Origin of the sequence: Campylobacter sp. Cr9 (assembly GCF_020138295.1) — a bacterium.
Lineage (GTDB): Bacteria > Campylobacterota > Campylobacteria > Campylobacterales > Campylobacteraceae > Campylobacter_E.
Genome location: NZ_JACGBH010000023.1, coordinates 1 through 12680 on the forward strand (window position 1 = coordinate 1; position 12680 = coordinate 12680).

Here is a 12680-nt window from a genome sequence, read left to right on the forward strand (position 1 = left end):
TGGGGGAGTTTCTAATTATTTATTAAATATTTTTATAATTTTTTTCTAATTTATTTTAAAGGAAAATTATGAAAAAAATACTTTTAAGTTTAACTCTAGCGAGTTCAATGTTTGCGGCTACTAGCTGTGATAAGGTTTTACAAAAATTAGATGAGCAAATTGTAAAAGTTCAAAATCAAAAGAAAGAAAACCCTGAAAGACTTGATTATCTTAAAAAACAAAAAAGTGAAATTAGCAAAAATTGTGTAGATGGCAAAATAGATAATGAAAAATTAAAAACTATTAAAGCTGATACAAAATACGATTATGAAAGCAAAAAACTTGCAAAAAAACAAGAAAAAATAAATGAAAAAAAAGAAAAAATTGAAAACAAACATAAGCAAGATTTAGAAAAAATCAAAGCTAAGAAAGAAAAAGAAGAAAAGAAATTAGATAAAAAACTAAACAAAGAAAATGCTAAAAAAGATTTCAAAGAAGAATTAAAAAAAGATTCTAATAAATTAGAACACAAAGCAAATGAAAAAATCAGCAAAGAAGAAAAGAAAGCAAAAAATAAATTAAAAAAATTAGAAGAAAAAGCTGCTGAATAAGAATTTACCTACCAAAATAAGGTAGGTAAAATACTAAAACTTCAAATCTTTAAAATATTTATAAAATTTTTTAGGATAATTTTAGTGTTATTTACAAAATGATTAACTTTTATGTTTATAATTTCTCTACTAATAAAAATTATTAATAAGGAGAAACAAAATGTTAGTTACAAAAAAAGCACCTGATTTTACAGCTCCAGCTGTATTAGGAAACAATACAATAGATAATAATTTCAACCTATATAAAAATATGGGTAAAAACGGAACAGTAGTATTCTTTTATCCAAAAGATTTTACATTCGTATGCCCAAGTGAAATTATTGCATTTGATAAAAGATTTAAAGATTTTCAAGAAAGAGGAATTAACGTAATCGGTATTAGCGGTGATAACGAGTTTTGCCACTTTGCATGGAAAAACACTCCAGTAAATCAAGGCGGTATCGGTAATGTTCAATTTCCACTTGTAGCAGACTTAACAAAAGAAATCGCTCGTGGTTTTGATGTATTATTTGATGAAGCAGTAGCACTAAGAGGCTCATTCTTATTAGATAAAGACGGAACAGTTCGCCACGCAGTAATCAACGACCTACCACTAGGAAGAAACATTGATGAAATGGTAAGAATGGTTGATACAATGCTATTTACAAACGAGCATGGCGAAGTTTGCCCAGCTGGTTGGAACAAAGGCGATAAAGCAATGAAAGCTGATCCAAAAGGCGTAGCTGATTATCTAGCTAACAACAGCGATAAACTATAATTTTATGCTAGGGGCTTTCCCTAGCTATTATAAAACTTCTAAATATTTTCAAAATTTTTCATTTATATAAATATTATTTGTAGTGTTTTGTTAAGTCAAATTCCTATTTCAAATTCTTTGAAATTTTTATGGAATTTGAAATAGGAATTTGAATATTGAAAGGTTTGTTTTTAAGAAGAGTGCTTATCTTACTTTATACTTGTTTGCGATTAGAAATAAACTTTCTTATTTTAAAAGATTGTTGATAGTTGTGGTTAGAATTTTATGAAATTATTTTAATTTTAAATATTACAATTAACTTAACTAAAGCAATTACGCTATAACTACTAATTTAAAATCAAGTATGATTAAATCTTCTAAATAATATGCTTTAATTTAGAAAATTGAAATTCCTACTTCAAATTCTTTGAAAGTTTTGTGGAATTTGAAATAGGAATTAGTCTTTTATGATTTCAGCTGACATTTTCCAAATTTTGTCAAACTTTATCATATTTCTTTTTTCGCTTTTTACAAAGCCGTTTTTAAATTTTGTAATTATTTGAACTTTTGCACTTTTTTCATTTTTATTTAAAATTTCAACTTCTATATCATTAATTCCGCCGTAATTATCAAATAATTTTGGCAAAATATTTTCAAAATTTATACTTAATTGTCTTTGAAACTCGTTTTCATAATAAAAACATTTATCAAATATAGCTTCATTTGGTTTTGTAGCAATATCATTCATACAAGTTTTTACACTATTTTTAATATCTTCGTTTCCACAAGCACTTAAAAATAATAAACCACAAACTATTATATATTTTTTCATGTTTATCCCTTATATTCTTTTAGCTTAAGCATTGATTCGCTTAATTCTTTTTCAAGATTTTCTTTTTCGCTTTCACTAAGTTCTAAAATAAATCTTACATTTATTCCAAATTCTTTATTATATTTAATCTCTAATTTATCCAAAATATAACTAATTTTATTTACTTGAGAATACTCTAAGTCTAAAAAAAAGCTTTCTTTTTTTACATAATCAATCAACAAATCAAACTCATAAGCTTTGTTAATTCCTAGATTTACAGCATTTGAATAAGCCCTTACAAGCCCACCGACCCCAAGCAATGTGCCACCAAAATATCTTACAACATAGCAAACAGCATTAACTATATTAGCTCCCCTTAATACATTAAGTGCAGGTGCTCCACTACTTCCTTTTGGCTCTCCATCATCGCTTTGATTTTCTACGATTTGCCCGAATTCGTTTAATACTCTACTTGCATATACTACATGAACGCATTTAAAATGCTCGGCTCTTAGTTCTTCTTGTCTAGTGCGAACATTCTCATTTATACTAAGTGGTTCAAAAAAACATAAAAATTTTGAGCCTTTTACTTCAAAACTATCAAAACAAGGTGATTTTAAAACTTTCATTTATTAATATTAGCGTTTTTTATTAAAGGATTGAATATGAAAATAATTTTTACTTTACTTGCATTTGTTTTTTTAGGTTGTAGTTCTGTAATTACTGGTGTTGCGTCTTTGGCTAGTGATATTGTAATAGCTGCGGTAACTTTGCCAATAAAAGCAATTTATAAAATAGGAAAATCTACTTTAAGTGTCGCAAACTCTAATTCAAATTCTTCTATTACAAAAGATGCTAGCAAGGCCTTAGAAAAACAAAATTATAAAAAAGCCTATGAGTTATATGCAAAAGCTTGTAATGAAGATGAGCCTATGCTGTGTGCTTTAGCTAATTATTCTTATAAAAAATGCGAACTACTTAACGATGGTTGTAAAAATAATGAAGTTTTACAAAATAACGCAGTGAAATATTTGAGCGCTAAATTATTTTTAGATGAAGCAAATGAGCTAAAAGGTGATGAAAAGAAAGCTTATATAAATATAGCTTGTGAATATGATTTAAGTATTAGTAAAGAATGTGAATAAATCTTCCTATATTAATAGGAAGATTTTAAAAATTACTTGCCTTTAATTTTATTCATTAAAGCAGTAATTAAGCCGTTTTGATAAGCAACAGCTAGAAGTGCCATTACAACACCCACTTTTTGTAGCATAGATGAGCTCTCACCAAACATAATAGGTCCGATAAGTGCAACAGTAGCGATTGGGCTTAGGATTAATAAACCAGCACCTAAAGTTGGGTTTAACTTAACAGAACCATGTTGAGCAAATGTCCAAGCAGCAGCTTGACCTGCAGTTCCTAAAACTATCATCCAAAGCCAGTTAGTTGTAGTGATAGGATCACCCACGGCAACATTATCAAATACACTTGTTAAAGCTTCAATTTTTGTTTGGTCTAAATGCATAGCTTTAATACCTAAAGCGGTATCAACCATAACGCCTTGATCAAAAATAAAACCATTACCTGTGATAATAAATGCCCATATAGTTGGAGCTACAAGTTGAGCCGCACTTGAAATTAAGATAGGTTGAACAACTTGACCATTTCCAATTCTTCCCGCTCTTCTACTTGCGAATAGGTAAATACCATAGCAAAATCCTGAAGTAAGACCGCAGATTGTTCCAACAGCCATAATACCTGTTCCAAATACTACTTGTGGTCCATTTGGATCAACGATACCATTCTCTAACGCACCACCAGCTAAGATAACACCAGCAAGCATTATAGGTGCAATGAAGTAGTAACTAAACGGAATTCTTTCTCTATCTGTAATAAATGCTAACGCAGGTAGCATAATTACTTGAATATTTAAAAGAATTGAAGCAATACCTGAACCAACAAAGAAAATTGAGTAGTTCCAAGCAGTAAAGTCAATACCTAAAACAAGTCCAGCTAAAATAGATAGCCAAACACCTTTTTTTGTAAGCTTACCGATTTTTTTAGCTTCCATCATAGCAAAAGGAATAAGGCAGATAGTTCCTATCAAGCAACGCATAAAAGCACCTGTTGCTGGGTCAAAGTTTGATAACTTTTGCCATGGTGCAGTAAAAGAAAGAAATAAAATACCAGTCAAGAATATGACATACGTCATAGCCGTGGCATTTCCCCTTAAATCATCATTCATGATGTTCTCCTAGTGAAAAATGTTTTAAATGATTTTCAAATTTAAATAAAATGAAAATTCATTGACTTAATTGTAAGTTCAATAAAATTAAAATAATCTTAAACTTTATAAATAATTTGTTATTTTTTACTTTTTTAATTTAAATTTATATTATATTTATATAAATTATTTTAAATATTAAAAAAATTAAAGTTTTTATATATATTTATTAATAAATATTAAATAAATTATTTATATAATGCTTTTAAATTTCAAACAATTAAGCTATTTTTAAGCTACAAGGAACTACACTAAAAAGACAATTAATTTATTTTTTAAAGGATTGTTATGAAAAAACCTGTAATTATAGGTGTCGGAGGTCCTGTTGGAGCTGGTAAAACCTTGCTTATTGAAAGATTAGTAAGGGCGATGAGTAAAAATTACGAAATAGGTGTTGTAACAAACGATATTTACACTAAAGAAGATGCTTTATTTTTAGCAAAAAATAGCGTTTTATCGCCTGATCGTATTATAGGTGTTGAGACTGGGGGTTGCCCTCATACTGCAATTAGAGAAGATGCTTCTATGAACGAAGCGGCACTTTTAGAACTTCAAAAGAAATTTAATCTAGATTTATTATTTTTAGAAAGTGGCGGGGATAATTTAGCTGCTACATTTAGTCCTGATTTAGTAAATTTTAGCATTTATGTAATTGACGTTGCTCAAGGTGAAAAAATCCCACGCAAAGCTGGTGCGGGAATGATTAAATCTGATTTATTCATAATCAATAAAACCGATTTAGCTCCTTATGTTGGCGCTAATTTAGAGGTTATGAAGAATGACACAATGCACTTTAGAAAAGATAAAGAATTTTTCTTTACAAACCTTAAAAAAGATGAAGGTTTAGAAAGTGTTATTAACTGGATTGAGAAAAATTGTCTTCTTAAAGGCTTAGGGTGAATGTTTTAAATATAAAACTTATTAAAAATAAGTTAGTAGAACATTACCAATATGGAATGCTAAAATTATTAAGGGTTCCAGTTAATTATGGTGTGGATTGCCCTGATGAAGATAGCGAATTTTTTGCTTATATTAGCACACTAGGCGGTGGTTTATTAGAAGGCGATAAGTATGATCAAAGCTTTACATTAGAAGATGCAAAAGCTGTTATTAGCTCACAATCAAGCCAAAAAATATACAAAGGTAGTTCAAGAGTAAATACAAAAATTAATCTTAAAGGAAATTCAAGTTTTGTATTTCATAATGATGCTAATATTTTCTATCCTAACTCTAACTTCACAAGTAAAAATACAATATTTTTAGATAAAGACTCAAAATTATTCTTTTTAGATGGCGGATTTTTAGGATATGCCGAAGGTAATTTTAGAGCTAATATGTATCTTAGACTTTACATTGATTCAAAACTAGTTTTAAATGATGTGTTTTGCTATGAAAGTAAAGATGATTTACAATCTTTATATAAACATGAATATTTTTATAATGTGATAATGGTTGGGGATGTGGAATTTGAAACTTTGCATAAGTCTAATATCAAAGCGCACGCAAGTAAGGTTAATGGGGTTACTATAATTCGCATTTTATCAGATAACAATGGTGAAGCTATTAAATATATTAATAGTATAAAAAATAGCTTTTTAACTAAGTCAAATATGACTTTAACATCAACTAGATAAATTAATCAATTTCAATCAAAGGAGAAAAATATGACATTAACACCAAGAGAAAAAGAAAGACTCTTGCTAAGTTATGCAGCAGTAGTTGCGCGTAAGCGTTTAGAAAATGGTATTAAGTTAAATAGACCAGAGGCAATTGCTATTATTAGCGATTTCGTTATGGAAGGTGCAAGAGCTGGTAAGAGCGTAAGCGAACTTATGAACGAAGGAAGAAATGTTTTACGCAAAGACCAAGTAATGGAAGGTGTAGCTGATTTAGTAGTTGAAGTTCAAATGGAAGCTACTTTTAAAGATGGAACTAAATTAGTAACCATACATAACCCAATTAACTAAGGAGATTTTTATGAAAATAGGTGAAATTATATTTGCTAAAGGCGACATCGTATGCAATGAAGGTCGTGAAGCGATAGAATTAGTAGTAAAAAATACTGGAGATAGACCTGTTCAAATAGGTTCACATTTTCATTTTTATGAAGTTAATAAGGCTTTAGAATTTGATAGAGAAAAAGCTCGTGGTAAGCGTTTAGATATTATCAGTGGAACAGCTGTTCGTTTTGAGCCAGGTGTTGAGCTAACAGTTAAATTAATAGATTTAGCAGGTAGTCGTGAAGTATGGGGACAAAACTGCAAAATTAATGGTAAATTAGACAAGTAAGGAGAAATAAATGAGCTTTAAAATTAGTAGACAAGATTACGCAACACATTTTGGACCAACTACTGGAGATAGCATAAGACTTGCTGATACAAATCTTTTTGCAAAAGTTGAAAAAGACTACACAATATATGGAGAAGAGTGCAAATTCGGTGGTGGTAAAACACTTCGTGATGGTATGGGTCAAAACTCAAGATTTTTAGATAAAGATGTTGTTGATTTAATTATTACAAACGCTTTAATAATTGACTATACAGGAATTTATAAAGCTGATATCGGTATTAAAAATGGTAAAATCCACGCTATTGGTAAAGGTGGTAACCCTGATATTACTGATGGTGTTGATTTTGTTACTGGTGTTGGTACAGAAGCACTTGCTGGTGAAGGCTTAATCGTAACTGCAGGTGGAGCTGATATGCACATTCACTTAATCAACCCTGAGCAAGCTCATGAAGCTTTAAGCAATGGACTTACAACTATGTTTGGTGGTGGAACAGGTCCAAACGATGGTTCAAAAGCTACAACTTGCACACCAGGTATATTTAATATTAAGCATATGTTAAAAGGTATGGATGATATGCCACTTAACGTAGGTGTTTATGCTAAAGGCCATGGCTCAAATGTTGAAGTAAACTTAGAGCAATTAAGAGCAGGTGCTGCTGGTTTTAAAATCCACGAAGACTGGGGAACAACTAGAAGTGCAATTGACAATGCTTTAAAAGCTGCTGAAATTGCTGATGTTACAGTAGCATTCCATACTGATACATTAAACGAATATGGTTCAGTAGATGATACTATTGAAGCAGTAGCAGGCAGAACAATCCACGCATTCCACGCAGAAGGTGCTGGTGGAGGACACGCTCCTGATATTATTAAAGTTGCAGGAGAGCAAAATATACTTCCATCATCAACTAACCCAACAATGCCATTTACTGTAAATACTATTGAAGAACACTTAGATATGCTTATGGTATGCCACCACTTAAGCAAGCATGTTAAAGAAGACGTAGCATTTGCAGATAGCCGTATTAGAAAAGAAACTATCGGTGCTGAAGACGTTCTTCACGATATGGGCGTATTCTCAGTAATGAGTAGTGACTCTCAAGCAATGGGAAGAATCGGCGAAGTTGTAACTAGAACATGGCAAACAGCTCACAAAATGAAAGCTCAAAGAGGACCACTAGAAGGCGATAGCGAATATGATGATAACAATCGTATTAAGCGCTATGTAGCAAAATATACAATCAACCCTTGCATAGTAACAGGTATTGATGAGTATGTAGGTAGCGTTGAAGTTGGTAAATATGCTGACTTAGTTATCTGGGATCCAAAAACATTTGGAACAAAGCCATTAATGGTTCTTAAATCAGGATTTTGTGTATATTCAGTAATGGGTGATGCAAACGCATCAATTCCTACTCCACAACCAGTATTCCATAGATATATGTATGGTGGTTATGGTTCAGCTGTTCATAACACAAGCTTTACATTTATGAGTAAGGTAGCAATTGATGCTAATGTTCCTAGCGAATACGGCTTAAAGAAAATTGTATTACCTGTAAAAGGCGCATCAAAAGTGAAAAAAGCTGATATGAAACTAAACAATGCAACTCCAAAAATTGAAGTAGATCCACAAACTTATGTAGTTAAAGTTGATGGCGAAGTAGCTTACAGCGAACCAGCTAGTGAATTACCATTAACACAAAGATATTACTTATTCTAGGAGAAAAAATGATAGTAAAAACCATACTAGGCAACATAAGTAACTACGATACAAAAGGTAAAGCAATAGATAATGTAAAAGTTGCTCCTGATGATAGACTAAAGCATATTTTGCGTTTAGTTAGCGATAGCGGAGTAGAAATTGGCGTTAGTCTAGATGGCGGTCATTTTCATAATGGTGATGTTTTAGCAGAAAATGATGAAAAGATTTTTGTGGTAGAGTGCCTACCACAAAATGTAATTTTAATTAAGCCTAAAGATATTATGCAAATGGGTTTTGTGGCTCATTCTATCGGTAATAGACATATGCCGGCTGTTTTTGAAGATGGTTTTATGATAGTTGAAGATGATTATTTAATTGCTGAATGGCTTGATGATAATCATATAGATTATGAGAAAACTCAAAAAGTATTGCGTCATGCATTAAAACACGCGAGTCACCACCACTAATGCTAGGTCAATTTTTATTTGATAGTGCCTTTGCAAATGGTGCTTATTCGCATAGTTTTGGGCTTGAAAGTTATATTTCTTGGGGCGTTATAAAAGACGCTTCAAGTTATCAAAAATGGTTAGAAAATTATATGTTAAATATTTTTGCTACTGGCGAAGGTGCTGTTTATGCAATGGCTTGTAGCTTAAAGGATAAAAAACTAAGTCTTTTAAAATTAGCAAAAGCTGCAAATGCTTCTATTGCTAGTGCTGAATGCCGTGCAGGTTCAATAAGTATGGCAAGAGCAACATTAAAAAATACCGAGTTTATGCATAATGATTTAGCAAGTTGGTATTATAAAGCTTGCGAAAAAGATGAATTTTGTAATCTTGCAGTAGCTTTTAGTGTTTTATGTGAAGATAAGTTAAGTGAGTTTGCTTATGCAAGCATTAAGACTTTAACCCAAAACGCTACAAGAGCTATTCCGCTATCTTACAAAAAATCAAGCGAATTGCTACATACAAACATAGATTTAGCAAACAAAGCTGCAAAAAAAGCAGAAGAAATTGCAAAAGATGTTTTAAAACACGGATATTTTAGTTTAAATTACACAGAAAACACTCATTTATTTGCTACTCATCAAGAGCTTGACCTTGCTATGCTAGCTCACGAAAAACTTGATTTTAGATTATTTATGAGTTAATTATTAAAGCTTATTTTTATAAGCTTTAATTCCTATTTCAAATTCTTTTAAATTTTCACTATTTATCTAAGGACAGCGAATGCAAAATAATAATTTAACCAATAAAGAAAATGATTTTAAACAAGAATCAACTATAAAAGATTTTTTTCAAACTTTTTCTTTAAATTTAAACCAACTATTATTGTTAATTTTAGTTTTATGCTCAACTTGTGTTTATACAAAAGTTTATATTCTTGATTTAAAATATCAACCTGATATGTCTTTTGAGCAATTTTTATTATTTGGATTTTCAAACTTATTTTATGCTTTTGTGTATGTAGTTTTTCTCTATCTTCCATTTGAGTTTTTTATATTTTTTGATAAAGACATCAAGGGTAAAATTATAAAAAGCTTCACTATATTTTTTACTTTTTATCTAGCATTTATTGGAGTTTTATTATTTACATATTCTATCAATACGGTTAGTAAATTTATTATATTTTGTGCTATTTATTATGCAACTATTATAATTTTTATTGCCTTTAAATACTTACTTAAACTCACTTCAAAAAAAGATTTATTTCTCTTAAGATTATTTTATATCATTAATAAGTATTGTAATATTTTTAAGTACAGATTTTAGCACATTAAGAGCTGCTGGATTAGGTAATAATATTGCGACATTAGTAGTTAAACAAGATAGTTTTATTAAAGATATTGTAGATATAAAAGCAAGCAATCATCAATATATTAAAAAAGGCAATCATATTTTGTTGCAAAATATAAAAGTATTATCTAATGTAGGTAAAAAAATATATATACAAATGTGTCAAGATAATTTAAATTTATCAGATAATATCAGTAAATGTAATAATTATTTAATGGTTGAATTTGACAAAGAAGAAGCATATTTAATAAAAAACAAGCCCGACACTAACACAAAATAGGAATTTGGTATTTAAACTTTTGCTAAATTATGCATAAATTTTTAAAATCTTAGTTTTAGATTACTAAGCAAATAATATAAATATTTAAATTCCTATTTCAAATTCCAAGAAAATTTCAAAGAATTTGAATTAGGAATTAAGTATTTAAAAACAAGTTAGGATTATTTATTGTAAAAACCATAAAAGCACTATTCTTAGCACATTTTTACTTCTTAAAACTATTTCAAATTCTAAAATCTAATTAAAATAAAAACAATTCCTACCTATTCACTCGCATTATTATTACAAACTAGCAATTTATTTGCTAGTTTGTAATAATAGTCTCAAGAGTGGTTAAAAACAAATAAAAAGAATTTGAAATAGGAATTTGAATTTATCATATTATTTAATTTACCACTCACAAGACTATTATTAAAAATCAATCATAAGTGATTAATTTTTAATAATAATGATAGCGAATAAGTAAGGATTATTATTTATTTTAATTTTTGATTCTAATTAGATTTTAGAGTTTGAAATAGTTTTAAGAAGTAAAAAGGTGCTAAGAGTAGCACCTTTAAATATTATTTTAATTATTACTACTGTAACAATCTCATTACGTTTTGTTGAACAGCGTTAGCTTGGCTCATTGCATAAACACCTGATTGAGCTAGTATTTGGTGCTTACTAAATGTAGCACTTTCTTCTGCAAAGTCAACATCACGGATATTGCTTTCAGCAGCTTTAACGTTTACTTGAGTAACTGAAATATTATTTACAGTTGAAACAAGTTGGTTTTGAACAGAACCAAGGTCTGAACGAATTGCTTCAAGAGCTTTTTGAGCATTCTCAGCAATATTCATCATAGCTTGAGCACCTTTTAATGTCATAACACCTGCAGCATAGCCGTTCTTATTATCTCCTGCATCAGTAGCTTGCCACTCTTCAGTATTAAAGCCCATTGCATCTGCTTGCTCTCTTGTGATCGTCGAGTTTGTCTCTCTTAAGCTTACAGTCGCTTCGCTTACATTTTTATCAAATCCAATAGCGCTTGTCATATCAGCAGCACCTGCATGAGCTACTACTTGAATATCCTTACCACTTGTAGAGCTTAGGCTTAATCTACCTAGATTTACCGAATTTTCTTCAGTTAAACCTGAAGTATGTTTCATACCAAATGAATTTCTTAAATCAGTAGCTGCTTTTAGGTAACCTTCAAATTTGGCTACATCTTCAGCTGCAGCAACTACAGCAGTTACTTCTGTAGAGCCATCATCAGCGTCATTTCCAACTGTTCTATCGCTTTTTAACGCTGTTTCGTAAGTATTCTTTTTATTAGCCAACTGTCCTTTTAGCTCATTAATTATTTCATCAATAGAAGTTTTAGTTGTTGTAAAACCACCCGTATCTGTTGTAGTTAAACCAGCTGCAGCTGTTAAGGCACCACCAAAAGTAATAGCACCGGTATTTTGATCAACAGTTACATCATCTAAAAATGCATCTGCAGCATTTTGTTTAATAGCATCTATAACGCCAGCTTGACTAAGCTCTTTTACCAATCCAGAACCTGTATTGGTATTAACTGCAGGATCTGTAGGAACGTTTAGAGCACCACCTGCAGTTGCCTGTAGTTGTCCAGGAACACCGGTAGTGAATTGTACATCTTGACCACCAATTTTAACAGTATCTGTTCTAGTAGATGCCGGGTTCATTGCAGCAGCAGCCTCTTTGCCATAAGTAGCCGGACCATCTTCTACCTTAATTCCTCTACCATCTCTATTAGCAAGTACTAATCTACCATTACTATCTACAGAAGCTTCAACCCCTGTTTGATCTTTAACTGAGTTAATAGCTGCTCTAAGTGCACCGTTTCCGTCTTTTTCTTTAACTTCAATCTTACCAATTTTTACACCGTTAATTGTAAAATCTTCAGTAGTTGAACCTTCTTTAATAGGTTGCGCGAACACACTTTGAGCTGTAACACTAGCCTTAATTCCTGTTTTATCAGTAACCTTATTTACAGCTTCAGCTAAAGCTCCAAGACCCATACCTGCTTTAATATCAAATGTTGTTTTACCTGTTGCTGCATCAGTATTAATATTTGCAGCTATCTGAACCGGCTCTAATGTAACATCGTTTATGCCATCTACGTTCTTAAATGTAAGGCTAATTTTACCATCATTATTTCCTAAATTAGCCAAATCCGCCGCCCT

At 30.7% G+C, this 12680-nt stretch carries 16 protein-coding genes; 12 read left to right on the forward strand and 4 right to left on the reverse strand.

Features of this window, described 5'->3' with window-relative positions; translation table 11 throughout:
* Positions 1-68 precede the first annotated feature (68 nt).
* Complete coding sequence (locus AVANS14531_RS08745) at positions 69-590, forward strand: hypothetical protein (protein WP_336612115.1); 522 nt, start codon at positions 69-71, stop codon at positions 588-590.
* A 160-nt stretch (positions 591-750) separates the two neighbouring features.
* Positions 751-1347 (forward strand): peroxiredoxin, encoded by a 597-nt coding sequence (locus tag AVANS14531_RS08750; RefSeq protein ID WP_239817510.1) that lies wholly within the window; start codon positions 751-753, stop codon positions 1345-1347.
* Between the two features lie 436 nt (positions 1348-1783).
* Here AVANS14531_RS08750 and AVANS14531_RS08755 read toward each other — a convergent pair whose 3' ends face one another.
* On the reverse strand, positions 1784-2158 hold the full coding sequence (locus AVANS14531_RS08755) for a hypothetical protein (RefSeq protein WP_336612116.1): 375 nt from the start codon (positions 2156-2158) through the stop codon (positions 1784-1786).
* Positions 2159-2160: 2 nt separating this feature from the next.
* Positions 2161-2766 carry a YigZ family protein gene (locus tag AVANS14531_RS08760; RefSeq protein ID WP_336612117.1) on the reverse strand — a complete coding sequence of 202 codons (606 nt, stop codon included), beginning with the start codon at positions 2764-2766 and terminating at the stop codon, positions 2161-2163.
* Between the two features lie 36 nt (positions 2767-2802).
* Here AVANS14531_RS08760 and AVANS14531_RS08765 point away from each other — a divergent pair, with 36 nt between their 5' ends.
* Positions 2803-3282: a hypothetical protein gene (locus AVANS14531_RS08765; RefSeq protein WP_336612118.1), complete on the forward strand. Its 480-nt coding sequence runs from the start codon at positions 2803-2805 to the stop codon at positions 3280-3282.
* A 32-nt stretch (positions 3283-3314) separates the two neighbouring features.
* Here the strand turns inward: AVANS14531_RS08765 and AVANS14531_RS08770 are convergent, their stop codons facing one another.
* Positions 3315-4382: a DMT family transporter gene (locus AVANS14531_RS08770; protein ID WP_239817514.1), complete on the reverse strand. Its 1068-nt coding sequence runs from the start codon at positions 4380-4382 to the stop codon at positions 3315-3317.
* Between the two features lie 327 nt (positions 4383-4709).
* Here AVANS14531_RS08770 and ureG point away from each other — a divergent pair, with 327 nt between their 5' ends.
* The 9 genes from ureG (at position 4710) to AVANS14531_RS08815 (ending at position 10488) form a co-directional block, all read left to right on the forward strand.
* Positions 4710-5321 carry an urease accessory protein UreG gene (ureG, locus tag AVANS14531_RS08775; protein WP_239817515.1) on the forward strand — a complete coding sequence of 204 codons (612 nt, stop codon included), beginning with the start codon at positions 4710-4712 and terminating at the stop codon, positions 5319-5321.
* Positions 5318-6055 (forward strand): urease accessory protein UreD, encoded by a 738-nt coding sequence (locus tag AVANS14531_RS08780; protein ID WP_239817516.1) that lies wholly within the window; start codon positions 5318-5320, stop codon positions 6053-6055. The genes ureG and AVANS14531_RS08780 overlap by 4 nt, the downstream gene beginning before the upstream one ends.
* A 30-nt stretch (positions 6056-6085) precedes the next feature.
* Positions 6086-6388 carry an urease subunit gamma gene (locus AVANS14531_RS08785; RefSeq protein WP_239817517.1) on the forward strand — a complete coding sequence of 101 codons (303 nt, stop codon included), beginning with the start codon at positions 6086-6088 and terminating at the stop codon, positions 6386-6388.
* 10 nt (positions 6389-6398) lie between these two features.
* The gene (locus tag AVANS14531_RS08790) at positions 6399-6710 is read left to right on the forward strand and encodes an urease subunit beta (protein WP_239817518.1); all 312 of its coding nucleotides are present in this window, start codon (positions 6399-6401) and stop codon (positions 6708-6710) included.
* A 10-nt stretch (positions 6711-6720) separates the two neighbouring features.
* Positions 6721-8430, forward strand: coding sequence for an urease subunit alpha (ureC, locus tag AVANS14531_RS08795; protein ID WP_239817519.1), 1710 nt, complete (start codon positions 6721-6723; stop codon positions 8428-8430).
* An 8-nt stretch (positions 8431-8438) separates the two neighbouring features.
* On the forward strand, positions 8439-8879 hold the full coding sequence (locus AVANS14531_RS08800; protein WP_239817520.1) for an urease accessory protein UreE: 441 nt from the start codon (positions 8439-8441) through the stop codon (positions 8877-8879).
* A complete protein-coding gene (locus AVANS14531_RS08805; protein WP_239817521.1) occupies positions 8879-9562 on the forward strand; it encodes an urease accessory protein UreF in 684 nt (227 codons plus the stop codon). Before AVANS14531_RS08800 ends, AVANS14531_RS08805 begins: the two co-directional genes overlap by 1 nt.
* A gap of 79 nt (positions 9563-9641) precedes the next feature.
* Positions 9642-10184, forward strand: a complete 543-nt coding sequence (locus AVANS14531_RS08810) for a hypothetical protein (protein ID WP_336612119.1) — start codon at positions 9642-9644, stop codon at positions 10182-10184.
* A gap of 127 nt (positions 10185-10311) precedes the next feature.
* Positions 10312-10488 (forward strand): hypothetical protein, encoded by a 177-nt coding sequence (locus AVANS14531_RS08815; protein WP_336612120.1) that lies wholly within the window; start codon positions 10312-10314, stop codon positions 10486-10488.
* A gap of 578 nt (positions 10489-11066) precedes the next feature.
* Here the strand turns inward: AVANS14531_RS08815 and AVANS14531_RS08820 are convergent.
* Positions 11067-12680 (reverse strand): flagellin (locus AVANS14531_RS08820; RefSeq protein WP_442862410.1); only part of this gene is annotated, 1614 nt, incomplete at its 5' end.